This is a genomic window from Bradyrhizobium sp. LVM 105 (assembly GCF_003957705.1).
In the GTDB taxonomy this organism is placed as follows: domain Bacteria; phylum Pseudomonadota; class Alphaproteobacteria; order Rhizobiales; family Xanthobacteraceae; genus Bradyrhizobium; species Bradyrhizobium frederickii.
In genome coordinates this window covers 71,873-94,982 of the sequence record NZ_QZMV01000007.1, presented here as the reverse complement: position 1 = coordinate 94,982, position 23,110 = coordinate 71,873, and the positions used below count along the sequence as shown (strand labels likewise).

Here is a 23,110-nt window from a genome sequence, read left to right as displayed (position 1 = left end):
ACCACTTCCATTTGCTTGAATGAGCAGTAGCAAATCGGCCGACAGATTCAATGCCAGTGCAGGATCGGGGCGACCGGCAGCAGCGTCAGCAGCAGGAACAGCGGGATCAGCACGGCACTCGCGCGCAGGAGATAGCCGAAGAAGCTTGGCATCTCGATGCCGCTCTCGCTGGCAATGCTGCTCACCATGAAGTTCGGCGCGTTGCCGATATAGGTGAGCGCTCCCATGTAGACGGCCCCCATCGAGATCGAGGCAAGCGTACCCGAGAGCTCGTGCATCAGCACTTGCGGGTCGCCGCCGGCGAGCTCGAAGAACAGCAAATAGGTCGGAGCATTGTCGAGGAATGCGGACATCAGGCCGGTGAACCAGAAATAGGCGACCTCGCGCGGCGCGCCGTCCGGCCCCGTCACGGCGGAGAGGAGCCATGCGAACGCACCGTGATGGCCGGCATTGAGCATGGCAATGACCGGGATGATGGCGACGAAGATGCCGGCGAACAGCTTTGCGACCTCGCGGATGGGCTCCCACGTGAAGCCGTTGGCCTGCCTGTGCTCGTCGGGCGTCAGCCACACCGACAGCGCCGCAATGGCCAGCAGCGCCAGATTGCGGACGACGTCCTCGAGGTCCAGCTTGGTGCCGAGAATGTCGAAGGCTACGCCGGGCTTCCACATCGCCGAGGCCAGCAGGCTCGCGACGATGGCCGCGATCAGCACCAGATTGACGAGGCCGCGGATGCGGACCGGCTGCGCCGGGCCGGTGTCACCGACCGGCTCGCTCCGGAAATGCCAGACGTCGACGGCGACGAAAATCGCGAGCAGCAGTCCGGCCACGATCGCGGTCTGCAACCAGAGGGCCCGCGTGGTCCAGAAGAAGTCGACGCCGTGCAGGAAGCCGACGAAGAGCGGGGGATCGCCGAGCGGGCTCAGCGCGCCGCCGACATTGGCCACCAGGATGATGAAGAAGATGACGACATGGGTGTTGTGGCGCCGCGGCCGGTTGGCACGGATCAAGGGGCGGATCAGGATCATCGCGGCACCCGTGGTGCCGACGACGCTCGCCCCCAACGTGCCGAGCGCGAGGATGCCGGCATTGATCGCCGGCGTGGCCTTGATGTCGCCGGTGATGAGAATGCCCCCAGCCACGACGTAGAGCGAGAACAGCAGCACGATGAAGCCGAGATATTCGGCGAGCATGGCGTGGACGAGCGCCGCCAGTGTCGCCGTGCTGCCGGCGAAAATCACGAGCGAGACGAGCGCGGCCAGCGACCAGGCGGCGGCGATCTTGCCGTAATGATGGTGCCAGATCTTCGGAAACAACAAGGGCCCCAGCGCGATCGACAACAGCAGACCGGCAAAGGGCAGCGCATAGGGCCAGCGCATCGCCGCACCGTCGAGCCCGGTTGCGGCCCAGGCCTGCTGCGGCAACAAGGCGAGCATGGCGACGAGGGATACGCCCCTGAGCCGCGTGACGGATCGTCTAATATCCAATGAAGCGCCTTGCCGTTTCGACCGCACCGAAACTGTCGAGATCGTCATGTCCGCCGCCCGCAAAGCGAACGAACTGCTTCGGTTCGCGCGCGAGCGCGAACAGACGCTCTCCGAACATGATCGAAATGACAAGGTCATTGGTGCCATGCATCACCAACAGCGGCACCGTGACGCGCGCGATCCGTTCGTCGGAGCGAAACTGGTCGCGCATGAGAAGGCGCACTGGCACATACCGGAATGCCAATGCTGCAATGTCGGCGGTCGAAGTGTACGGCGCCTCCAGGATCAATCTGCCGATGGCGTGTTCGGAGGCGAGCGCGACCGCCACGCCCGTCCCGAGCGAAAAACCCCAGGCGACGATTCGTTCCGTCCCATAGCGTGCGCTGGTGAAAGCGTAGGCTTTGGCCGCGTCGCGCAGCAGGCCCTGCTCGCTCGGCGCGCCGCTCGAGCCGGCATAGCCGCGATAGGACAGCGCGACGAGGCCGGTGCCGTCAGCAATCATGGCCTTGAAGCGGCTGACACGACCCGCAAGAAAATCGCCGTTGCCCGGGAAATACAGGATCACGGGACGGCCGGACTTCGCCGGCACGTGCCAGACAATGACCTTCTCGCCATCCGCGGTGGTCAGGACATGCTCTTCTGCGTCGGGCAAACCTGCGGCATCGGGTGCAGTGCGACCGACGGGCGGGATCGGAAACAGCATCTCGCGCTGCCGGAGATACAGCACGACGAGCCCGGCGAGATAGACGGTCACGAGCAGGATGACAGTCCACTTGGCGATGGTGATCATGGCGCGGCCGGCCCCGGTTTGAAACTCAGGGCTTGCGACGGCTCCGCAGCAATTTCATGACGTCAGGCCGAAGGCTTGGCGGCACGTCGCGACAGCCGCACGCCGCCTTGTGGGCCGCGTGCCATTTGACGCGCTGCTCGCGCGTCGCCTTGGGCGGCATGCGATGGGACCGGTGCCATTCCTTGTCGATGGCCACGGCCGGCGCGTCTCGCGCTACATCGCCTTGACGATGTTCTCGGTGACCTTCTTGGCGTCGCCGAGCAGCATCATGGTGTTGTCGCGATAGAACAGCGGATTGTCGATGCCGGCATAACCCGAGGCCAGCGAGCGCTTGATGAACATCACGGTGCCGGCCTTCCAGACCTGCAGCACCGGCATGCCGTAGATCGGCGAGGTCTTGTCCTCTTCGGCCGCCGGGTTGGTGACATCATTGGCGCCGATCACGAAGGCGATGTCGGCCTGCGCGAATTCGGAGTTGATGTCCTCGAGCTCGAACACCTCGTCATAGGGCACGTTGGCTTCGGCGAGCAGCACGTTCATGTGGCCGGGCATACGGCCTGCCACCGGGTGAATGGCGTATTTCACCTCGACGCCTTCCTTCTTCAGGATGTCGCCCATCTCGCGCAGCGCGTGCTGGGCCTGCGCCACCGCCATGCCGTAGCCGGGCACGATGATGACCTTCTGCGCGTTCTTCATGATGAAGGCCGCATCGTCCGCCGAGCCGAGCTTGGCGGGCTTCTGCTCGCCCGTACCGCCGCCGGCCGCGGCGGTCTCGCCGCCGAAGCCGCCAAGGATGACCGAGATGAAGGACCGGTTCATCGCGTGGCACATGATGTAGGACAGGATCGCACCGGAGGAGCCGACCAGCGCGCCGGTGATGATCAGCGCGGAATTGCCGAGCGTGAAGCCGATGCCGGCCGCGGCCCAGCCGGAGTAGGAGTTCAGCATCGAGATCACGACCGGCATGTCGGCGCCGCCGATCGGGATGATCATCAGCACGCCGAGCAGCAGCGCGATGATGGTGATGAGCCAGAAATCGACCGCACTGCCGGAACGAACCAGGCCGAAGATGAAGAACACCAGCGCCAATGCAAGCACGATGTTGATGATGTGGCGGAACGGCAGGATGATCGGCGCTCCGCTCATGCGCGCGGACAGCTTCAGGAACGCGATCACCGAGCCGGTGAAGGTCAGCGCGCCGATGGCGACGCCGAGCGACATTTCGATCAGACTGGAGGCATGGATGTTGCCGGGCGTGCCGATGTCGAAGGCTTCGGGCGCGTAGAACGCGCCGGCGGCGACCAGCACGGCGGCCATGCCGACCAGTGAATGGAAGGCTGCGACCAGTTCCGGCATCGAGGTCATCGGCACGCGGCGCGCGATCACCGCGCCGATGGCGCCACCAATGGCGATACCGAGGATCACCAGGATCCAGGCGACTCCGTCCGCCGGCGGATGACTGGCGAGCGTGGTCGCGACCGCGATGCCCATGCCGATCATGCCGAACAAATTGCCCTGGCGCGACGTCGCCGGGCTCGACAGCCCGCGCAGCGACAGGATGAACAGCACCCCCGCCACGAGATACAACAATGCAGAGAGATTGGCGTTCATCTCAGGTCCCCATTGATCCCTTCAGCCCGAGGTGGCCGCTTACTTGGCTTTCTTCTTGTACATCGCCAGCATGCGCTGGGTGACAAGGAAGCCGCCAAAAATGTTGACGCAGGCAAAGACGAGCGCGACGAAGCCGAAGGCGCGCGCCCAGCCCGAGCCACTCGAGACGTTGGCGACGCCGCCCGCGAGCAGCGCGCCGACCACGATCACCGAGGAGATCGCGTTGGTCACGCTCATCAGCGGGGTGTGCAGCGCCGGCGTCACCGACCACACCACGAAATAACCGACGAAGACGGCGAGGACGAAGATCGACAGCCGGAAGACGAAGGGGTCGACGACCTGTGCAACATGCTCCATGGCGGCTCTCCTTATGCCCAATTAAGCCGATTTGGGCTGGAAGTTCGGGTGGATGACGGCGCCGTCTTTCGTCAGCGCGGTCGCCTTGACCAGCTCGTCGTCCCAGTTGACGGCGAGCTTCTTCTCTTTCTTGTCGACCATGGTCTCGATGAAGGAGAACAGGTTGCGGGCGTAGAGGCTGGAGGCCGAGGCCGCGACGCGGCCGGCGACATTGGTGTAGCCGACGATCTTGATGCCATCGAGGTCGACGACCTCGCCCGGCTTCGCACCTTCGACATTGCCGCCGCGCTCGACGGCGAGATCGACCAGCACCGAGCCCGGCTTCATCGACCTGACCATCTCGGCGCTGACCAGCTTCGGCGCCGGCCGGCCCGGGATCAGCGCGGTGGTGATCACGATGTCCTGCTTCTTGATGTGCTCGGCGGTGAGCGCGGCCTGCTTGGCCTGATATTCCTTGGACATTTCCTTGGCGTAGCCGCCGGCGGTCTGCGCGTTCTTGAACTCTTCGTCCTCGACGGCGAGGAATTTTGCGCCGAGCGATTCGACCTGTTCTTTCGTGGCGGGACGCACGTCGGTCGCGGTCACGACGGCCCCTAAGCGGCGCGCGGTCGCGATGGCCTGGAGGCCGGCGACGCCGACGCCCATCACGAACACCTTGGCCGCAGGCACGGTGCCGGCCGCCGTCATCATCATCGGAAAGGCGCGGCCGAAGGCCTCGGCGCCCTCGATCACGGCGCGGTAACCGGCAAGGTTCGCCTGCGAGGACAATACGTCCATCACCTGCGCGCGGGTGATGCGCGGCATCAGCTCCATCGCGAAGGCGGAGACGCCGGCATCGGCGATCGTCTTCAGCGCGGCCTCGTTGCCGTAGGGATCCATGATGGCGATGACGAGCGCGCCGCGCTTGTACTGCGACAGCTCCGAGGCTTCGGGGCGCTTCACCTTGATGATGATGTCGGCATCTTTCAGCGCGTCGGTGCTGACGGTGGCACCTGCGGCAGTGAATTCGGAATCCGGCAGGCCCGACTTGATGCCGGCGCCCGGCTCGACGGCGATCTCGGCGCCTAACGCCTTGAACTTCTTCACCGTATCAGGCGAAGCGGCGACACGCGGCTCCGACGGATCGATTTCCTTGGCAACGGCAATCTTCATGAGGCCTCCGGCGACGCGGGAAAAAGCGCGCACGCGAACTTAGCGTTACTCCCGCAACGTTGGATACCGGTTTTGGGACCGGCTTGAATGCAAATTTTATGGGCACCGACGACGCTGGCGGCGCGGCAGGCGATGGATCAGGTGAGGAAGATCGCCATCAGGATCACGATGAGCGCGACCGAGGCCGTGCCGTACTTCACCAGCTTGATGAAGCCCTCATAGGTCTGCTCGTGGGCAACATAGTCGTTGCCGTCGGCGGTGGTGTAGGCCACTTCGCTATGGTCAGCCATGGATTGTCCCCAGTCGAAAGTCGAATTCCTGGGTGGCAATACCGCAAAGCTTCGGGCAGGGCAACGGCACGCAGGCGGGGTTTTCCCGCAAATCGGCTCATTTGGAATCCCAATTGTCGCGGATCCAGCGCGCAAGGCTCTCCTCGCTGACTTCGCCAGCAGCAAGTGATAGGATGATCGCTGTCGCCTCCGCAGGATCGGGACTGAAGGCCGCGCCGTTCTTGTGCAGGAAGACCATCATCGCCATGAAGGCAATGCGCTTGTTTCCATCGACGAATGCATGGTTCTTCGCGAGACCAAACGCGTAGGCTGCGGCAAGTTCATCCAGCGGAGCCTGCTGGTAGCGCCATTTGTTGATCGGCCGCTCCAGCGCCGATCGCAGCATGCCGTCATCGCGTAGCCCCGGCGCACCGCCAAAACGGCGAAGCTGGCGGCTGTGAATTGCGACAGCCTGCTCATAGCTGATCCAAAGCGGCTCTTCAGGCTCGCTCATCCGGTCAGCCGGCTATTTTGCGAGCGCAGCGAGCGTATCGCGATACTTGTCCATGATCTCGTCGGCGATTTCCATCGTCCGCTCGAAATCCGGATCGTAGGGCAACGCCTGGAAACCGCCGCCGGGCAATTCGACGATATGCAATTGCTGCCCGCGCTTCAGATCGAGCCGCTGCATCAGTTCGCGCGGCAGCAGCAACCCGTCCGAATTGCCGATCTTCTTGATCTCGATTTTCATGGCTGCTCCAGCGCGTTATACATATGTATAACGCCCCGAGAGACCCGGTTCAACAGATGTTTTACTTGCGCCGGCACGAGGCTCAGCCCATCGCCTCGAGCTCGTCGATCATCCCGGCGATGACCGCAAGACCACCCTCCCAGAATTTGGGATCCTTGGCATCGAGCCCGAACGGTCGCAGCAGCTCGGAATAATGCTTGGTGCCGCCGGCGGCGAGCATGTCGAGATAGCGCTCGGCAAAGCCCTCGGCCGCGTTCTCGTAGACGGCATAGAGCGAGTTCACGAGGCAATCGCCGAAGGCGTAGGCGTAGACGTAGAACGGCGAGTGGATGAAGTGCGGGATGTACATCCAATAGTTCTCGTAACCCGCCTTGATCTCGATCGCCGGCCCGAGGCTCTCGCCCTGCACCGACAGCCAGATCTCGCCGAGCCGCGTCGCCGTGAGCTCGCCGTTCTTGCGCTCGGTGTGGACCGCGCGCTCGAAGGAATAGAACGCGATCTGCCGCACCACGGTGTTGATCATGTCCTCGACCTTGCCGGCCAGCAGCGCCTGGCGCTGCTTGGCGCTCTTGGTCTGCGCCAGCAGCCGTCGGAAGGTCAGCATCTCGCCGAACACGCTTGCCGTCTCCGCCAGCGTCAGCGGCGTCGGCGCCATCAGCGCGCCGTTCTTCGCGGCCAGCACCTGATGCACACCATGGCCGAGCTCGTGAGCAAGCGTCATCACGTCGCGCGGCTTGCCCTGGTAGTTCATGAGCACGTAGGGGTGCGCGGACGGCGTGGTCGGATGCGAGAACGCACCCGGCGCCTTGCCCGGCCGCACCGGCGCGTCGATCCAGCGATCGGTGAAGAAGCGCTCGGCGATATCGGCCATCTTGGGCGAGAAGCCGCGATAGGCCGTCAGCACCATGCTTCGCGCCTCCGGCCAGGCGATGACGTCGGTCGCGGCAAACGGCAGCGGCGCGTTGCGGTCCCAATAGGCCAGCCGCTTCTTGCCGAACCACTTCGCCTTCAGCGCATAATAGCGATGCGACAGCTTTGGATAGGCCGCGCGCACCGAGGCCACCAGCGCGTCCACCACCTCGCGCTCGACCCGGTTGTTGAGGTGCCGGGAATCCGCGACATCCTGAAAACCGCGCCAGCGGTCGGAGATATCCTTATCCTTGGCGAGCGTGTTGGTGATCAGCGCAAAGGTGCGCTCATTGGCCTTGAACGTTTTCGCCAGCGCTTCCGCCGCGCTCTTGCGCTTTGAGCCATCGCGGTCCTGCAGCAGGTTCAGCGTCGGCTCGATCGCGAGCTCCTTGGACCCGACCTTGAAACGCAGGCCGGAGATGGTCTGGTCGAACAGCCGGTTGAAGGCGGAATAGCCGGTCTGCGCCTTCTCCAGGAAGAGCTGCTCCAGCTTGTCGTCGAGCTGATACGGCTTCTCCTTGCGCAGATCCTCGATCCACGGACGGTAATGCGCGAGCTCGGGCGTCTGCATGGCGCGGTTCAAAATATCGTCATCGACGCGATTGAGCTCGAGCGCAAAGAACAGAAGATGCGTCGATGCCGCCGTCAGCCGCTCGGAGACATCGCCATAAAACTTTGAAATCGCAGGGTCCATGCTGTCGCCGGCATGGACGAGCCCGGCATAGGAGCCGAGACGACCGGCGAGATCATCGATCGCCTCATAGCGTCGCACGGCTCCCGCGAGCCATTTTCCGCCATCTTCGTTTGCTGTCCCTGTCGCCAGCTTGCCCTTGTAGTCCGTCTCGAACGCGACGCAGTCGGCAGCCATCTTGTCGAGATCGCGCGTCACTTCCGGCGCATCGATCCCGGAATAGAGATCGGCCAGGTTCCATTCCGGAAGCCTGCCGGTCTTGCTCGCGGGCTTTGCGAGTGAGGTCTTGGAGGGCTTTGTCTTGGCGGCGGATTTGTCGGCAGCGGGTTTCTTGACAGCTGATTTCTTGACGGCGGATGTCTTGGTGGCGGGCTTACGGAGAGCGGGCATTTTGAGAGCAGACTTCCTGAGAGCAGACTTCCTAAGAGCAGACTTGGAGCGCGAATTCATTGTGTGGGAAACCTGTGTTCAACAAGCGCGGCGGCGGGCGGGGGCGTCAAGGTTTAAGAGTGCGTTAATCGGCTTCGGCCAGAGTGCCCCGATTCGAGACAGATAGTAGTAGCGTGCGGGGAACACCATGGCTGCCAGTATTTTGATCGCCGACGACGACGCCGTAGCTCGCCGGCTGGTCGAGAACATGGTGCAGAAATGCGGCTATGAGACGGTCGTCGTGGACTCCGGCGATGCCGCGATCGCCGCCCTCACCGCTCCCGATGCTCCGGCCATCGACGGTGTCATCCTCGATCTCGTGATGCCCGGCCTCGACGGCATGGGCGTGCTGGCGAAAATGCGTGAAGCTGGCCTCAATGTCCCCGTCATCGTGCAGACCGCACATGGCGGCATCGACAACGTGATCTCGGCGATGCGCGCAGGTGCGGCCGATTTCGTGGTCAAGCCGGTCGGCCTGGAGCGGCTTCAGGTTTCGCTGCGCAACGCTCTCAACGTCTCCGCGCTCAAGGGCGAATTGCAGCGCATCCGGCACAGCCGCGAGGGCCGGCTGACCTTCTCCGATATCATCACCCGCGCCGAGGCGATGGCGCCGGTCATGCGCGCCGCGCAGAAGGCGGCGAACTCCTCGATCCCCGTTCTGATCGAAGGTGAGTCCGGCGTCGGCAAGGAGATGTTCGCGCGCGCCATCCATGGCAGCGGCGAGCGCAAGGCAAAGCCGTTCGTCGCCGTCAATTGCGGCGCCATTCCCGACAACCTCGTCGAATCCATCCTGTTCGGCCACGAGAAGGGTGCTTTTACCGGCGCCACCGAGCGGCACATGGGCAAGTTCGTCGAGGCCCATGGCGGCACGCTGTTTCTGGACGAGGTCAGCGAGCTGCCGCTGGCCGCTCAGGTCAAGCTCTTGCGCGCGCTCCAGGAGGGTGCCGTCGAGGCGGTCGGTGGCCGCAAGCCGGTCAAGGTCGACGTCCGCATAGTCTCGGCAACCAATCGCAAGCTGCTGGAGCGGGTGAAGCAGGGACATTTCCGGGAAGACCTGTTCTATCGTCTGCACGTGCTGCCGCTGACGATCCCCTCGCTCCGGGCCCGGCGCGAGGACATCCCGCATCTGCTCCGGCATTTCCTGGTGCGCTTTGCCGCCGAGGAGAACCGCCAGATCGCCAGCATCAGCGGCGAGGCGATGGCGCATCTCGCTCAGCTCGACTGGCCCGGCAACATCCGCCAGCTCGAGAACGCGGTCTACCGTGCCGTGGTGATGAGCGACGGCGACCAGCTCGGCCTCAGTGATTTCCCCCTGCTCGCTTCGCAGCCGCATCCCATCACGGAAATTCCGACCGCCCCGCTGATGCTCGAGCCGGCGGCCACTCCTTCGGTCGTGTCGGGTAATGAAATACCAATCGCGCCGCTCCCAACCGCCGGAACTCTCGCCATGCTGACCCCGACCGGCGAGGTCCGCCCGCTCGAGGACATGGAGAACGAGATCATCCGCTTCGCGATCTCGCATTATCGCGGCCAGATGTCTGAGGTGGCTCGCCGCCTCAAGATCGGCCGGTCGACGCTCTACCGCAAACTCGACGAAGCCGGGGTTCCCGGACATGGCGGGAAAAGCGGCGAGGAGACGCACTAAGCCTGATGCGAACACAGCTTCGCGGGGCGATGCGAGACCGGCTGTAAACCGTTCGCCCGACGACAGAATTCGATGCGTCTTGAACCGTGACTTGGAAGTGACAGACACAGGGAAAAGCGCGTGACGCAAGCGCACAATCCGTTGCCAAGAGGCTGCCTTGAAGTCAGTTTGGCGTGAATTGTCCCGGGTAGCGCTGGCTGCAAAACCGGGGCCTGTATATCGTCTGCGTGGGAATCGTTGCGTGCAGGCGTGCAACTTTCGAGAGGCCGGCGCGATTTAGCCGAAGCTCAATAGGCGATAACGAAGCTGTTCCATGAGGGACAGTTCACCCGAGGGGTGCGACACAATGCGGAACTGTTTAAACCACCGTGCGGGCTTTGACCGTGTCTTGATGACGGTCGCGGCCACCTTCCTCACGGTGTCGGCCAGCTCGGCCCTGGCGCAGGATCAGGCGCGCAGCAGCGCGGCAGAGCTAGCGATCGAAGCCGCGATCCCGCGTCCCGAGCCGGCCAACGTCCCGCCCCCGACCGCAGCCGACATCAGGCTCGACACCACCGCCACGCTCCAGGATTCCGCCAAGGAGCCGACAAAGGAGCCCGTGAAGGCTGACGTCGCCCCCGCCCCGGACAAGGTCGAGACCAAGCCTTCCGACCTCGCCACCACGCCCGCCACCGCGGCGCCGAAGAGCGAGACCGCCAAAACTGAGCCTGCCAAAACCGAGCCTGCGAAGACCGAGCCTGCGAAGACCGAGCCCGCCAAGGCCGACACCGCGACGGCAGCACCCGCTGCGGCTCCGGCTGTCGAGCCGGTGAAGGCCGCGAGCAATGTTCCCGCCGCCGACCAGCCGGTCGCCGACAAGCTCAAGGACATCATTGGCGCCAAGACGTCGCGCCATTTCGACCGCAAGAACGAGCGCGCGGCGATCGAGAAGTTTTATGGAGCCCGGGACTTCGCGCCGGTTTGGACGCAAGGCGGCAGCCTGACCGCCGCAGCCAAGGGCGTCATCGCCCGGCTGAAGGACGCCGCCTCCGACGGCCTCAGCCCCGCCGATTATCCGGTGCCGGATTTCGCCGCCGCCACCACGCCCGATGCGCTGGCCGATGCCGAGCTCAAGCTCACCGCCAGCATGTTCGACTATGCACGCCACGCGCAGAGCGGCCGCATGCACTGGTCGCAGGTCAGCGGCGACATCCTCTATCCCGAGCATCCGGTCGACCCGAACGAGGTGCTCGCCAAGGTCACGACCGCAGCTGACACTTCCGCAGCGCTCGACAGCTACAACCCGCCGCACAAGCTCTACAAGGAGCTGAAGGCCAAGCTCGCGGAGCTTCGCGGTCAGGGCAACGGCCCGGTGATCGAGATCGCCGACGGTCCGGCGCTGAAATACACCGCGGCCACCAAGAAGCAGGCCGAGATCGTCGTGGAAGATCCGCGCGTGCCGCAGCTCCGCGCCAAGCTCGGCCTCGCCGAGAACGCCAGCGACACCCGCTATGACGCCGCCGTCGCCGACGCGGTGCGCAAATTCCAGAGCAGCGCCGAGATGAAGCCGACCGGCATTCTCGACGACAAGACGGTCAAGGCGCTCAATACGCCCAAGCGCGACAGGCAGATCGACGTCGTGCTGGTCAACATGGAGCGCTGGCGCTGGTTGCCGCGCGACCTCGGCGCGCCCTCGCTGGGCGATGCCTATGTGATTCTCAACATCCCCGACTACACGTTGAAGGTGATGCAGCGCGGCCAGCAGGTCTGGACCACCCGCGTCGTCACCGGCAAGCCGGGTTCGCATGCGACCCCGCTGCTGACCGAGACGATGAAGTACATCACGGTCAACCCGACCTGGAACGTGCCGCCGTCGATCGTCTACAACGAGTACCTGCCGGCGCTTCAGCAGGACCCGACCGTGCTCCAGCGCATGGGCCTCAAGCTCGAGCAGAACCGCGACGGCTCGGTGCACATCTCGCAGCCGCCCGGTGAGGCCAACGCGCTCGGCCGCATCCGCTTCAACTTCCCGAACAAGTTCCTGGTCTATCAGCACGACACGCCGGACAAGAACCTGTTCGCCAGGGAAGATCGCGCCTTCAGCCATGGCTGCATGCGCGTGCAGAACCCGGATCAATACGCCTCGGTGCTGCTCAACATCGTCATGCCTAACGAGAAGTACACGCCCGAGCGCGTGCGCAGCATGTACGGCAAGAGCGAGATCGACCTGAAATTCCCGACGCCGATCCCGGTCAACATCACCTATCAGACCGCCTTCGTGGACGATGCCGGCAAGTTGCAGTTCCGCAAGGACGTCTATGGCCGCGACGCGACCATGATCAACATCCTGAAGAACAACCGCGGCAAGGATCTCGAGGCCGTCGTTGCGCACTCGCAGCCGAGCTATTCGCGCCCGGCGACCACCCTGCCCTCAGGCGTGGCGGTGGCCAACAATGGCGGTGGCTTCGGCTCCTCCGGTCCGAACTTCTTCGAGCGGCTGTTCGGGGCGCCCACCCCGCCACCGGCTCCGGTCGGCCGCCGGCCCCCGCAGCGGGTGTTCACCCGCTGAGCCTGAAGCGGCCCCACTCTAAATACCGCAACGAAATCAACGGCTCCTCCCATGGATGGGGCCGTTTAACGTTAACCATTATAGATCCGGGTCCGGGCAGCGGGCGTTTTTTTGCCACAGTCAACCGGTTAGGATCGTATTCTGACTTGGTTTGGGGGCGGGAAGGTCAACCTCGAATTAACCTTCTTGCTTTAAGAAAGCGTTCATCCTCTTCACGCTGCTAACGGGGTTGGCGGGAGAGTCCATTTTGAACGCTCGTCGACTGGGTGGGCTCATACGTGCTGACTGGTCTCGCACGCAAATTCGCTGTGCTATCGTTGTCCCATGCGGGAGTGAAGGCCGGTTCGCGGATCGGCCTCACTGCCGCATTGCTGCTTGCGGGCGCGGGCTCGGTTCATGACGCCGCCGCGCTGAACGAGACCAAGACGCTCTCCTTCCATCACACCCATTCCGGCGAAGATCTGACCGTCACCTTCAAGCGCGACGGCCGCTACGACGAAGCGGCACTGAAGCAGCTCAACCACTTCCTGCGCGACTGGCGCACCCAGGAAGAGACGGTGATGGACCGTCGCCTGTTCGACATCCTCTGGGAAGTCTATCGCGACGTCGACGCCAAGCAGCCGATCCAGATCATCTCCTCCTACCGCTCCCCCGCCACCAACGCCATGCTCCGCCGCCGCTCCTCCGGGGTGGCGCGCTCCAGCCAGCACATGCTGGGACATGCGATGGACTTCTTCATCCCGGGCGTGCCGCTGGAGCAGATCCGTTTCGCCGGCCTGCGCCTGCAGCGTGGCGGCGTCGGTTTCTATCCGACCTCCGGCTCGCCCTTCGTGCATCTGGACACCGGCAGCGTCCGGCACTGGCCGCGCATGACGCATGACCAGCTCGCCCGCGTCTTCCCGGACGGCAAGACGGTGCATCTTCCGACCGACGGCGTGCCTCTTAAGGGTTATGAGGTCGCCAAGGCCGAGATCGAGCGACGCGGCAGCGGCGACGATGCCGGCAGCAAGCCGAATTTCTTCGCCGCCTTGTTCAGGAGCAAGCCGGCTCCCGCCGCGAGCAGCGACGAGGATGACGAGGGCGCGCCCGCAACGGCCGCGAAGCCGTCCGCGCCGACCGTGGTCGCAGCCGCCGCCAAGCCCGCCGAGCTGGTGCCGACGCCCCGCGCCAAGCCTCAGATCGCCGCAAGCTTCCAGCTCGCTTCGGCCGATGCCCAGATCGTTGCGCCACCCAAGCCGAAGCCCGCGCCGGTGGCTGACAAGCCCGCTGCCGGCAAATCCGTTGACGGCAAGCCGGAGACCCCGGCCGACATCATCAATGCACGCGGCTTCTGGGATGATGTCCCGGCCGCGCCGCAGCAGGCGACGCCGGCCCAGGTCGCCGCACTGAAGGCCCGCCAGGCCCTTGCCGCCGCCACCGATCCGCAACCAACCGCGAGCCTGCCCAACGCAGCTCTTCAGGCGTTGGCTTACGCGCCGGCCGCCTCTCCGGTTGACCGCGCCAATGTCGTCGCAGCCTCCGCGCCGATCCCGCGTTCGGCCCGCCCCGCATCGCGCAGCTTCGCTCAGGCGACCGAGATCAACACGGTGGTCGGCAAGAGCACCGACGGCATGGTCGCGACCGCAACGCGTCTCTCCGCCGCCAAGGGCGAGAGCATCTGGCTCAAGATCGTGATGCTGTCGCCGAGCGCCAGCCGTGCGATGTCGGTCACGCTGATGGGCGAGCTGGATACGGCGGCGCTGCGCGCCTATTTCGTCAAGCCGCGAGCCGTGATCGCGATGGGTTTTGCCGACGATCCGATGCAGGGCCTGTCCTGCGAGACCTTCTCCGGCAGCGCCACCGCCAAGCTCCAGACGACGTCATTCGTCGTGCGCACCGCCGCGCTGCGCTGATCGAAGCGGCTATTTCCACAGACTCGGTCTCGTAGCCCGGATGAGCGAAGCGACATCCGGGAAAAGCTGCGCAAGCTGAAATATCCCGGATTTCGCTTGCGCTCCATCCGGGCTGCGGCAGCGGTGTCTGAGGCAGGACGCCTCAGATCATTCCCAACGCCTGCATGTAGGTCTCGAGGATCGTCTCGGCCTCGGCGCGCTCGTTGGGGTCCTGCTTGCGCAGGCGCACGATGGTGCGCAGCGCCTTGACGTCGTAACCGTTGCCCTTGCTCTCGGCATAGACGTCGCGGATGTCGTCGGAGATCGCCTTCTTCTCTTCCTCCAGCCGCTCGATGCGCTCGATGATGGATTTGAGCTGGTCCTTGGCAAATTTCGTCGCGGGCTCGTCGTCGCGGACGGCGGCGGAGGTGGCCATCTAGGTACTCCCAATGGAACTGGCAAAACGAGGTGACGCCGGCATCCTCACCGCGCGTGCTGGCTAGAACCCTTAGGGTCGGTGCCGACTGCGTTCAAGGCACCATCGTGCTCGTCCACAGCGCGCCCACACCTTCCTGCTGCGGGGCGCAGAAAGCTGTTGTGTGGTGCGACTCAGGTGTGCGCGAACTCAGTGGCCGTGGGGATGCACCTTCTTCATCGTCTCGAGCTGCTCGGGCGTCGCCGTGCCCTGGTATTTCGCTTTCCAGGTCTCGTAGGGCATTCCGTAGACGGCCTCCCGGCTCTCGTCCTTGCTCAAAGCGACGCCTTGCGCGTCGGCGGCTTCCTTGAGCCAGTTCGACAGGCAGTTGCGGCAGAAGCCCGCCAGATTCATCAGGTCGATGTTCTGGACATCCGTCCGCGTCTTCAGATGATCGACCAGACGCCGGAAAGCGGCCGCCTCGAGCTCGGTTCTGGTCTTGTCGTCGATTGCCATGGCTGTATCCCCTTAACCCTGCCCCGATGGAGGTCACCCTTACGGGATCAGGTGGGCACTGTCACAGATTTTGCCATATCCCGGCGCAAACCGCCCCGAAACTGGCGTTGCCGCTCTTTGGGGGTGGTTCCTGGCCCTACGCCAAATCGTCAATGATCTGGTATAGCTTCCGCGACAATGATTGCCGAATCTCCCCGCTCCCCGCTTCGCCTGCTCGCCCGGTTGGTCCCGGTGCTGGTGGTTGTCTGGCTGTGCCTTTGCGCCAGCCCGGCCTCCGCCGATTTCCGCCTCTGCAACAACACGTCGAGCCGGGTCGGCATTGCGCTCGGCTACAAGGACGCCGAGGGCTGGACCACCGAGGGCTGGTGGAACATCTCCTCCCGCTCCTGCGAGACCCTGCTGCGGGGAACGCTGGTCGCCCGTTACTATTACATCTACGCGATCGACTATGATCGCGGCGGCGAGTGGTCGGGGCAGGCCTTCATGTGCTCGCGCGACAAGGAGTTCACCATCCGCGGCACCGAGGATTGCCTCGCGCGCGGCTACGACCGGACCGGCTATTTCGAGGTCGATACCGGCGAGCAGCGGGCGTGGACGGTGCAGCTGACCGACGCCAACGAACAGCCGGCGCAACAGCGCGTGCCTGGCCTGCCCGGCCCGGTTGGCCCGGGCGGAGTTCCCGGTTTGCCCAATGGTCCGCCCGGTGCTACGCCCCCCGGCTCGCCCGGCCTGCCACCCCCGTCTGGAAATAAGCCATGAGGCGTCTTCGCCGTATCAAGATTCTTGCGACCCTGGGACCGGCGTCGTCAGACCTCGCCATGATCCGCCGCCTGTTCGAGGCCGGCGCCGACCTGTTTCGCATCAACATGAGCCACACCTCGCATGACAAGATGCGCGAGCTGGTGGCGACGATCCGCAACGTCGAGTCGAGTTACGGCCGGCCGATCGGCATCCTGGTCGACCTCCAGGGCCCGAAGCTCAGACTGGGTGCCTTCGCCGAAGGCTCGGTCCAGCTCCAGAACGGCCAGACCTTCACGCTGGATTCCGACAAGACGCCAGGCGATGCCACGCGCGTGCACTTGCCCCATCCGGAGATCCTGGCCGCGCTCAGGCCCGGCCACGCGCTGCTGCTCGACGACGGCAAGGTGCGTCTGATCGCAGAGGAGACCTCGAAGGAGCACGCGGTGACGCGTGTCGTGGTCGGCGGCAAGATGAGCGACCGCAAGGGCGTCAGCCTGCCCGACACCGACCTGCCGGTCTCCGCCATGACGCCGAAGGACCGCGCCGACCTCGAAGCCGCGCTCGTCACCGGCGTCGACTGGATCGCGCTGTCCTTCGTGCAGCGCGCCGACGACGTGCTCGAAGCCAAGAAGATGATCCGCGGCCGCGCCGCCGTGATGGCCAAGATCGAGAAGCCGCAGGCGATCGACCGCCTCGCCGACATCATCGAGGCCTCCGACGCGCTGATGGTGGCGCGCGGCGACCTCGGCGTCGAGCTGCCGCTGGAGCGCGTGCCGAGCCTGCAGAAGCAGATGACGCGCATGGCGCGCCGCGCCGGCAAGCCGGTGGTGATCGCGACCCAAATGCTGGAATCGATGATCCAGTCGCCGGTCCCGACCCGCGCCGAAGTCTCGGACGTCGCCACCGCCGTCTATGAAGGTGCCGACGCCATCATGCTGTCGGCGGAATCTGCCGCCGGAAAATTCCCGGTCGAGGCGGTCTCGACCATGAACCGCATCGGCGAGGAGGTCGAACGCGACCCGACCTACCGGTCGGTGATCATGGCCCAGCGCCCGGCGCCGGAATCCACCGCGGGCGATGCCATTGCGGATGCTGCGCGGCAGATCGCCGAGACGCTCGACCTGCCCGCCTTGATCTGCTGGACCTCGTCGGGCTCGACCGCGGTGCGCGTGGCGCGCGAGCGGCCGAAGCCGCCGATCGTGGCGATCACCCCGAACATCACCGCCGGCCGCCGGCTCGCGGTGGTCTGGGGCGTGCACTGCGTGGTGGCCGAGGACGCACGCGATCAGGACGACATGGTCGGCCGCGCCGGCCAGATCGCGTTCCGCGACGGCTTCGTCCGCGCCGGCCAGCGCGTGATCATCGTCGCCGGCGTACCGCTCGGCATTCCCGGCACCACCAACATGGTGCGCATCGCCTCGGTCGGCCCCGAGGGCGACGCGAATATGTAGGTCTGTAGGTCGGCCGCGACCCCGGCCAACACAAATATCGCAAAACAACCCCATGCAAAGTAGCCGGAGCGTCCGGGACGATTGCTGCGGTTTCACGAAAAAGCTTGCCCGTTCAACGACCTGAGCGGGATCAGGCCGCCGCCTCGCTCGCGCGGCGATGTTACGCGCCAACCAGAGCCTTCGTCGTCGGCAGCAGTGTCTGCTGCACCACCAGGCCGCGGGCACGGGCGTCCATGACGCCGACCGCGCGCAGCGCCAGCAGGGTCACGGTCTGCACCGCATCGCGCATCTTGACGGGGTCGTCGAGATTGTCGGGCGCCAGCGGCCCGACCAGCGCCTCATGCAGCGCGCCGAGCAAGGCGGTGGCGGCGAGCGCGGTGTCCTGCGCCGGCAGGTGGCCGGCCCGCACCGCAGCGTCGATCCGGGCGGCCATCTCGCCCGCGATCTCGCGCCGGCTGGCCAGCCGCGAGGCGCTGACATCGACATCGACGGGCTCGGCCAGGATGCCCCAGGCGAGCCTGCGCTGCGATAGGGTATGGACCGCAACAGTCGTCACGGCCGCGGCCAATGCCGAGGACGGACCCGGGGCGGCGTCGGCCGCCCGGCGGATCGCCGCAAGCTCGTCCCGGGAGACCTCGGCAATGAGTTCAGAGATCAGCTCGGCCTTGGAGGGGAAGTAGCGGTAGACCGTCCCGGCCGCGACATTGGCCCGCACCGCGACCGGCGCGATCTGCACCGCCGCCATGCCGCCCTCCGCCGCCGTCTCCCGCGCCGCCGCCAGAATCGCGCTGCGCCGCGCCGCAAGGCGCTTCACCACTTGATGCGTCCGCCGATAAACCATGGCGCGCTTCCTGTCCCAAACGCCAGCCGCACGCCCTGCGGCCGAACGCTTCGTCACGTCAAAGATGCAAATCGCCCCGCAAGGACTGAACAACTATTCAGGGGAGATGACAAGATGGGAAATGCGTGGAGCGTCATGGGTGGCGGACGGAGGCGCCAAGGCTGATTCAGCGGTCGCGCTGCCGTTGGCAAGACCTATGACGGCTATCTCGGCGAGTGGGACCGCGAGATGATCTATCCACTCACGCCGGATCAACTCGCACGCGACTACGCCGTCGTCATGTTCTCCGATCCAACCGATGGAAAACGCCGGCTCGTCGGCTTTCCGATCAGCAGCGCCCAACACCGGGATTGGATGGCTAAGCGCTCGGAATACTGGCGCTCGGGGCACAAGAGCTAAGATCAACGAGAGGCGACGCGTTTGTAACGACGCCGCGTTTACATCCAGAAGTTCTTCTGTAGTGTTCGCAACCGGACGTTGATTTGAGCCAGCGCGTAGTGGTAGGCGGCGTCGCCGTTTCCGGGGCTGTGGTGTGATTGGGACTCGCAATTCGTTTAATCTCGGTTGGCGCAGAGCACGTTCATCGCGCCTCCACGGGGGCCATTTGGCCAACTCATATCGAAAGTCCGAGCGCCCTGCCGTTGCTCTCGAGCCGCGGTGGAGAGCTTGGTGTGAGAACGGAGTGTGCAACATGAAGCGGCTCATGGGCCTTGCCATTGCAGCCATTCCTTTTCTCATGCTGAGCTCCGCTCGCGTGACGGCCGCTGAGCTATTCTCGGTACGATGCGAGGGCGGCGCTCCCGTCCGCCCCTATTTTGCGACGTTCGACGTCGATGCCAAAGCTGTCGTCTTTGAAACGCCGCCGATAGACGTTGAGACAAACTTCGGTATCAACGTGCATTCGGGAGAGATCATTTCGACAAGCGATGGAAAGATCGAATTCATGCTGCCCGTCCGTCCGGGACGGATCGACCTGATCCTTGATCGCAATAAGAAGACGATGACCTGGCCAGGGCTAGACGATCCCACCTTTCGGCCGACATTGACCCATCAGTGCACGGTCACGCCCCCGAGAAGCATTTTGAGCTTCCGTGTTCGCGATCCCATTCAGCATCCGGTCTCCGTCCGCTGTGAAGACGCGGGATACCTGTATTTCACGATGGATGCTGCTTCAAAGCAAGCGATCTTCGAGCGCGGCAAGGAGGGACAGCTCTACCGAGGTGAAGTAACCGACGTCAGCTCTGATGAGATTGCGCTGGTGATGAATTTTGATGTTCCTCGTCGGGTCGTATGGAACAAAAGTCGTCAGACCATCACATTTGAAGGCATTGAGGGCGATGTATCGCGGCCGCGGGGCGTCATGCAGTGTGAAGAAGTCGCGCCCCGAACGATGATCGTCTACCACGCGAGACTCTGGCGACGTTGAGCGCCAGCCCCGGATGGGCCGGCTGCAATAGTTCCATCCGCTTCAATTGATCGAATGAAGACGAACGACTGGCCTGACCGGCGTGCCACGGCATAGACATCGATGGAGCGTGGATTTGAGACTCTCAATCGCTGGACGCGGAGCAAGCTGCACCATTCTGGTTCTGGCGCTGCCCACAGTCAGCTCTTCGGCCGAGGATCTGGACCAGAGCCTCCTCCGATCCGCTGCGCATTTGGGCCCAACAACCTCACCTTGGAGAGGAGAACGAAACATGCTGCTCACAGCCGGATCCGAGCTGCCCGTTATGTACTTTCTCGATAAGCCTCCGAGCGATATTCGCACGTCAACATTACCCACGACGGCCAAGGAAGTACTGCTGGCGAGAGTGCGGCTACTGGGCGCTGCAGCATATCGCGGCGGGCGAGTGGACCGTGGAGGACATCGGCAACATCCCCTCCCAAAGGAGCTTCTCTTCGCGCGCCTCAGGATTCTCGAAGCCCTCAACGGAAATGTAGCCGTCGGTTCGGCCGTCGACGTGACCTTCGGGGCGATTGATAAAACTCACTCTCTCATTCCAGCGCCCCGGACTCCGCTCGAGCTGAAGAGGGAGTACTACGTACTCCTATACGCGGGCGATGGGGGTCAATGGCATCTAGCCGGTTTTCCGATGAGCGAGGCAGATTATCGGAAATGGGAAGAGAAGTTCTGGAACGATGAGCGCGCGCGCATGGGTGTCAACTCAAGACAGTAAGCGCGACAGAAAAAGCAGAAAAGGATCTCTCATGAGCTGGGCGGACGTTTGGGGCAAGATTCAAGTTCTATGGTCCGTTGACGCTGCGGGAAGAGCAAGGACTGAGGCCTATTCAAATGGGCTAAGCAACAAACGCGTGGCACGCTCCGCAGCGCAGCCGCTGCCAACACATAAAACTACCGTGCCAGGGTTGTAAGATCGATAACTACACTTCTTACCGAGATCTTAAAGCGGGCTCGTAACAATACGGAGGCAATGCAACTGACAAGCCCTACGGACAAGTCTCGTCAAAAAGAAAAGAGCCCCGTCAAGAACGAGGCTCTCCGAAATTCTAAGGTCGTCCGGCTTTACTTGAGGCCGGTCGAGATCGCGGTGAACTTGGTGTTCAGCGTGCTGCCGAGATTGTTGACGACGGTGATAATCGCCAGCGCGATGCCGGCGGCGATCAGGCCGTATTCAATGGCGGTGGCGCCGGATTCATCCTTCACGAAACGCGCAACGAGGTTCTTCATAGAGTGCTCCAAATGAGTACACGAGGCTTACAACTGATCTGGTCTCTCCGGCTTCCCAGCGCCGCCGACCATGGAACCGAACGTAGAGGCAAAGAATTGCGCCGCAGTTAATTCGACTGCGTAAACACCGGGCGGATCGCGTGTGTGGGTCGATGGTAAAATCGAATCTAAAACAATCTGTTAAATTGTCGGGACATGACATGGCGCTGCGGGTTTACCCGAAGTTATGACCGCCGTGGTCCAATGCCACCGGCTCGAACTGAAGCGCGACGAGATCAATCGTTCGTCGCGTTTCACGTCGTTGTTCGAGCGTGATCTCTCGGAAAGGCCGCACCACACTTTGCGCTAACGCGGCGCTGCGGGTCCGGATCATGCTCGACCGACAAGAACAACAGGACGACGAGGCGGCATGTCGCTTTCCTTTGCCGACGGCATCGCGGTGCAGAGCCGCGCGAGGGCCCTGGTGCCGCTGTGCGCCGGTGCCGCCGCCTATCTGCTGTTCCTCTATCTCGGCGACACGCGGCTGCAGGATTCCGACACGTTCTGGCAGATCAAGATCGGGCAATGGATCCTCGATCACCGCGCCATGCCCACCATCGACTTCTATTCCTTCACGCGATCGGGCACGCCGTGGATTTCGACGTCGTGGCTGTCGCAGGTGCTGTTCGCCTCCTCCCATGCGCAATGGGACTGGGCAGGTCCCGTCATCCTCACCGCGCTCGGGGTCGCGCTCGCGGTAGCGATCTTCGTCCATCTGCTCGGCGCCCAGATCGAGGCCCCACGCGCCGTGCTGTTCGCGATGCTGGCGCTGCTGCTGTCGGCCCACCACGTGCTGGCGCGTCCGCATATCCTGGCGCTGCCCGTCATGGTGGCGTGGATCGGCCTGCTGATGGCGGCCGCCGACCGCAGGAGCGCGCCGTCCGGGTACTGGCTGCCGCTGATGGCGCTCTGGGCCAATCTGCACGGCGGTTTCGTGCTGGGTCTGGCGCTGATCGGCCCGATCTCGCTCGAGGCGGTCGAGCATGCCGAGAGGGGACGACGGCTTCGCCTGTTCATGCGCTGGGTGCTGTTCGGAATCGGCGCGCTGATCGCGAGTTGCTGCACGCCCTACGGCTGGCGGACGCTCCAGGGCGCGACCAGCATCCTCGGCCTCGGCGAGCTGCTGTCGCTGATCTTCGAATGGATGCCGGCGAACTTCGCCACCTTCACCCCGTTCGAAGGCGCCCTGCTCGGCCTGATCGCATTCGGCTATTATCGCGGTCTGGTGCTGTCGGCGCCCCGGATCTTCCTGATCCTGTTCCTGACCTGGAGCGCACTGACCCATGTCAGGAGCATCGAGGCATTTGCGTTCCTGGTACCGCTGGTGCTGGCAAAGCCGCTCGGCGAGATGTTCCAGCGCGCGCCGGCTGACGCCACGGGCGCCGATCGCTGGCCGGCCCGCTATGTCACCGCAGCAGGCGCGCTGATGATCGTGGCGGCTGGCTGGACCTCGACGTCGCTCTACATGGCGCACCACCGCTTCAGCTTCACGATGACGCACACCCCGGTTGCGGCGGTCGACCTGCTCGAGCAACGCAAGGTGCAGCGCATCTTCAACGCCTATCAGTTCGGCGGTTATCTGATCTCGCGCGATATTCCGGTCTTCATCGACGGCCGCGCCGAGCTCTACGGCGAGAAATTCGTGGTGGACTTCTTCAAGGCGACGGAAGGCAAGAAGCCCGAATTGCTGCCGCGCCTGCTCGATGAGTACAAGATCGACGCAACGCTCCTGGTCGCCGATGCGCCCGGCCCGCAGATCCTCGACCAGCTCAAGGGCTGGAAGCGCATCTATGCGGACGACATTGCCGTCATTCATGTCCGGGACCACACCGAGGGCGCGGCCGCGACGCCTCCGGATCCGACAGGCCGGCCTTGACAATTCCGGCTCCTGTCGGCTCGGACCGATCG

General features: G+C 64.1%; 22 protein-coding genes. 9 read left to right on the top strand and 13 right to left on the bottom strand.

Annotation, left to right across the window (positions count from 1 at the left end; all coding sequences use genetic code 11):
- Positions 1-47 precede the first annotated feature (47 nt).
- The 9 genes from D6B98_RS20805 to D6B98_RS20765 form a co-directional block, all read right to left on the bottom strand.
- Positions 48-1,379, bottom strand: a complete 1,332-nt coding sequence (locus D6B98_RS20805; RefSeq protein ID WP_245481438.1) for a sodium:proton antiporter — start codon at positions 1,377-1,379, stop codon at positions 48-50.
- Between the two features lie 97 nt (positions 1,380-1,476).
- Entirely contained in the window at positions 1,477-2,274 is a 798-nt protein-coding gene (locus D6B98_RS20800) for an alpha/beta hydrolase (RefSeq protein WP_126259015.1), read from the bottom strand.
- Between the two features lie 216 nt (positions 2,275-2,490).
- The gene (locus D6B98_RS20795) at positions 2,491-3,888 is read right to left on the bottom strand and encodes an NAD(P)(+) transhydrogenase (Re/Si-specific) subunit beta (RefSeq protein WP_126258799.1); all 1,398 of its coding nucleotides are present in this window, start codon (positions 3,886-3,888) and stop codon (positions 2,491-2,493) included.
- A gap of 39 nt (positions 3,889-3,927) precedes the next feature.
- The gene (locus D6B98_RS20790; RefSeq protein ID WP_126258798.1) at positions 3,928-4,245 is read right to left on the bottom strand and encodes a proton-translocating transhydrogenase family protein; all 318 of its coding nucleotides are present in this window, start codon (positions 4,243-4,245) and stop codon (positions 3,928-3,930) included.
- Positions 4,246-4,266: 21 nt separating this feature from the next.
- The gene (locus D6B98_RS20785) at positions 4,267-5,397 is read right to left on the bottom strand and encodes a Re/Si-specific NAD(P)(+) transhydrogenase subunit alpha (protein WP_126258797.1); all 1,131 of its coding nucleotides are present in this window, start codon (positions 5,395-5,397) and stop codon (positions 4,267-4,269) included.
- A gap of 137 nt (positions 5,398-5,534) precedes the next feature.
- Entirely contained in the window at positions 5,535-5,687 is a 153-nt protein-coding gene (locus D6B98_RS20780) for an aa3-type cytochrome c oxidase subunit IV (protein WP_008136857.1), read from the bottom strand.
- Between the two features lie 97 nt (positions 5,688-5,784).
- The gene (locus tag D6B98_RS20775) at positions 5,785-6,180 is read right to left on the bottom strand and encodes a type II toxin-antitoxin system death-on-curing family toxin (RefSeq protein WP_126258796.1); all 396 of its coding nucleotides are present in this window, start codon (positions 6,178-6,180) and stop codon (positions 5,785-5,787) included.
- Positions 6,181-6,192: 12 nt separating this feature from the next.
- Complete coding sequence (locus D6B98_RS20770) at positions 6,193-6,417, bottom strand: AbrB/MazE/SpoVT family DNA-binding domain-containing protein (RefSeq protein ID WP_061850860.1); 225 nt, start codon at positions 6,415-6,417, stop codon at positions 6,193-6,195.
- Between the two features lie 82 nt (positions 6,418-6,499).
- Positions 6,500-8,467 (bottom strand): M3 family oligoendopeptidase, encoded by a 1,968-nt coding sequence (locus tag D6B98_RS20765; RefSeq protein WP_126258795.1) that lies wholly within the window; start codon positions 8,465-8,467, stop codon positions 6,500-6,502.
- 127 nt (positions 8,468-8,594) lie between these two features.
- On the opposite strand from D6B98_RS20765, the gene D6B98_RS20760 reads away from it, so the two are divergent.
- The 3 genes from D6B98_RS20760 to mepK all read left to right on the top strand — a co-directional run bounded on the left by D6B98_RS20760 (position 8,595) and on the right by mepK (position 14,531).
- Positions 8,595-10,091: a sigma-54-dependent transcriptional regulator gene (locus D6B98_RS20760; RefSeq protein WP_126258794.1), complete on the top strand. Its 1,497-nt coding sequence runs from the start codon at positions 8,595-8,597 to the stop codon at positions 10,089-10,091.
- Between the two features lie 346 nt (positions 10,092-10,437).
- Positions 10,438-12,639 carry a L,D-transpeptidase scaffold domain-containing protein gene (locus D6B98_RS20755; protein WP_126258793.1) on the top strand — a complete coding sequence of 734 codons (2,202 nt, stop codon included), beginning with the start codon at positions 10,438-10,440 and terminating at the stop codon, positions 12,637-12,639.
- 266 nt (positions 12,640-12,905) lie between these two features.
- The gene (gene mepK, locus D6B98_RS20750) at positions 12,906-14,531 is read left to right on the top strand and encodes a peptidoglycan L,D-endopeptidase MepK (protein WP_126258792.1); all 1,626 of its coding nucleotides are present in this window, start codon (positions 12,906-12,908) and stop codon (positions 14,529-14,531) included.
- A gap of 142 nt (positions 14,532-14,673) precedes the next feature.
- Here the strand turns inward: mepK and D6B98_RS20745 are convergent, their stop codons facing one another.
- Both D6B98_RS20745 and D6B98_RS20740 read right to left on the bottom strand, forming a co-directional pair.
- Complete coding sequence (locus D6B98_RS20745; RefSeq protein ID WP_008546273.1) at positions 14,674-14,946, bottom strand: DUF2312 domain-containing protein; 273 nt, start codon at positions 14,944-14,946, stop codon at positions 14,674-14,676.
- Positions 14,947-15,135: 189 nt separating this feature from the next.
- On the bottom strand, positions 15,136-15,441 hold the full coding sequence (locus D6B98_RS20740) for a DUF1244 domain-containing protein (RefSeq protein WP_126258791.1): 306 nt from the start codon (positions 15,439-15,441) through the stop codon (positions 15,136-15,138).
- Between the two features lie 177 nt (positions 15,442-15,618).
- Between D6B98_RS20740 and D6B98_RS20735 the strand changes: the two genes are divergently transcribed.
- Both D6B98_RS20735 and pyk read left to right on the top strand, forming a co-directional pair.
- Positions 15,619-16,200, top strand: a complete 582-nt coding sequence (locus D6B98_RS20735; RefSeq protein WP_126258790.1) for a DUF1036 domain-containing protein — start codon at positions 15,619-15,621, stop codon at positions 16,198-16,200.
- Positions 16,197-17,633: a pyruvate kinase gene (pyk, locus tag D6B98_RS20730; RefSeq protein WP_126258789.1), complete on the top strand. Its 1,437-nt coding sequence runs from the start codon at positions 16,197-16,199 to the stop codon at positions 17,631-17,633. The genes D6B98_RS20735 and pyk overlap by 4 nt, the downstream gene beginning before the upstream one ends.
- 160 nt (positions 17,634-17,793) lie before the next feature.
- On the opposite strand, the gene D6B98_RS20725 is transcribed toward pyk, so the two are convergent.
- The gene (locus D6B98_RS20725; RefSeq protein ID WP_028138383.1) at positions 17,794-18,474 is read right to left on the bottom strand and encodes a TetR/AcrR family transcriptional regulator; all 681 of its coding nucleotides are present in this window, start codon (positions 18,472-18,474) and stop codon (positions 17,794-17,796) included.
- A gap of 228 nt (positions 18,475-18,702) precedes the next feature.
- Here D6B98_RS20725 and D6B98_RS40015 point away from each other — a divergent pair, with 228 nt between their 5' ends.
- The 3 genes from D6B98_RS40015 to D6B98_RS20715 all read left to right on the top strand — a co-directional run bounded on the left by D6B98_RS40015 (position 18,703) and on the right by D6B98_RS20715 (position 20,651).
- Positions 18,703-18,873 carry a hypothetical protein gene (locus D6B98_RS40015; protein WP_164718747.1) on the top strand — a complete coding sequence of 57 codons (171 nt, stop codon included), beginning with the start codon at positions 18,703-18,705 and terminating at the stop codon, positions 18,871-18,873.
- A 292-nt stretch (positions 18,874-19,165) separates the two neighbouring features.
- Positions 19,166-19,900, top strand: coding sequence for a hypothetical protein (locus tag D6B98_RS20720; RefSeq protein ID WP_126258788.1), 735 nt, complete (start codon positions 19,166-19,168; stop codon positions 19,898-19,900).
- A gap of 271 nt (positions 19,901-20,171) precedes the next feature.
- Entirely contained in the window at positions 20,172-20,651 is a 480-nt protein-coding gene (locus D6B98_RS20715) for a hypothetical protein (protein ID WP_126258787.1), read from the top strand.
- Positions 20,652-20,998: 347 nt separating this feature from the next.
- On the opposite strand, the gene D6B98_RS20710 is transcribed toward D6B98_RS20715, so the two are convergent.
- Positions 20,999-21,163 (bottom strand): Flp family type IVb pilin, encoded by a 165-nt coding sequence (locus D6B98_RS20710; protein ID WP_126258786.1) that lies wholly within the window; start codon positions 21,161-21,163, stop codon positions 20,999-21,001.
- Between the two features lie 409 nt (positions 21,164-21,572).
- Between D6B98_RS20710 and D6B98_RS20705 the strand changes: the two genes are divergently transcribed.
- Positions 21,573-23,078, top strand: coding sequence for a hypothetical protein (locus tag D6B98_RS20705; RefSeq protein ID WP_126258785.1), 1,506 nt, complete (start codon positions 21,573-21,575; stop codon positions 23,076-23,078).
- Positions 23,079-23,110: the final 32 nt, after the last annotated feature.

Coding starts and splice junctions, on each gene's coding strand:
- D6B98_RS20805 (WP_245481438.1), bottom strand. CDS start 1,379: ATGCGCTGGCCCTATGCGCTGCCCTTTGCCGGTCTGCTGTTGTCGATC.
- D6B98_RS20795 (WP_126258799.1), bottom strand. CDS start 3,888: ATGAACGCCAATCTCTCTGCATTGTTGTATCTCGTGGCGGGGGTGCTG.
- D6B98_RS20790 (WP_126258798.1), bottom strand. CDS start 4,245: ATGGAGCATGTTGCACAGGTCGTCGACCCCTTCGTCTTCCGGCTGTCG.
- D6B98_RS20785 (WP_126258797.1), bottom strand. CDS start 5,397: ATGAAGATTGCCGTTGCCAAGGAAATCGATCCGTCGGAGCCGCGTGTC.
- D6B98_RS20780 (WP_008136857.1), bottom strand. CDS start 5,687: ATGGCTGACCATAGCGAAGTGGCCTACACCACCGCCGACGGCAACGAC.
- D6B98_RS20775 (WP_126258796.1), bottom strand. CDS start 6,180: ATGAGCGAGCCTGAAGAGCCGCTTTGGATCAGCTATGAGCAGGCTGTC.
- D6B98_RS20770 (WP_061850860.1), bottom strand. CDS start 6,417: ATGAAAATCGAGATCAAGAAGATCGGCAATTCGGACGGGTTGCTGCTG.
- D6B98_RS20765 (WP_126258795.1), bottom strand. CDS start 8,467: ATGAATTCGCGCTCCAAGTCTGCTCTTAGGAAGTCTGCTCTCAGGAAG.
- D6B98_RS20760 (WP_126258794.1), top strand. CDS start 8,595: ATGGCTGCCAGTATTTTGATCGCCGACGACGACGCCGTAGCTCGCCGG.
- D6B98_RS20755 (WP_126258793.1), top strand. CDS start 10,438: ATGCGGAACTGTTTAAACCACCGTGCGGGCTTTGACCGTGTCTTGATG.
- D6B98_RS20745 (WP_008546273.1), bottom strand. CDS start 14,946: ATGGCCACCTCCGCCGCCGTCCGCGACGACGAGCCCGCGACGAAATTT.
- D6B98_RS20740 (WP_126258791.1), bottom strand. CDS start 15,441: ATGGCAATCGACGACAAGACCAGAACCGAGCTCGAGGCGGCCGCTTTC.
- D6B98_RS20735 (WP_126258790.1), top strand. CDS start 15,619: ATGATTGCCGAATCTCCCCGCTCCCCGCTTCGCCTGCTCGCCCGGTTG.
- pyk (WP_126258789.1), top strand. CDS start 16,197: ATGAGGCGTCTTCGCCGTATCAAGATTCTTGCGACCCTGGGACCGGCG.
- D6B98_RS20725 (WP_028138383.1), bottom strand. CDS start 18,474: ATGGTTTATCGGCGGACGCATCAAGTGGTGAAGCGCCTTGCGGCGCGG.
- D6B98_RS40015 (WP_164718747.1), top strand. CDS start 18,703: ATGATCTATCCACTCACGCCGGATCAACTCGCACGCGACTACGCCGTC.
- D6B98_RS20720 (WP_126258788.1), top strand. CDS start 19,166: ATGAAGCGGCTCATGGGCCTTGCCATTGCAGCCATTCCTTTTCTCATG.
- D6B98_RS20715 (WP_126258787.1), top strand. CDS start 20,172: ATGCTGCTCACAGCCGGATCCGAGCTGCCCGTTATGTACTTTCTCGAT.
- D6B98_RS20710 (WP_126258786.1), bottom strand. CDS start 21,163: ATGAAGAACCTCGTTGCGCGTTTCGTGAAGGATGAATCCGGCGCCACC.
- D6B98_RS20705 (WP_126258785.1), top strand. CDS start 21,573: ATGTCGCTTTCCTTTGCCGACGGCATCGCGGTGCAGAGCCGCGCGAGG.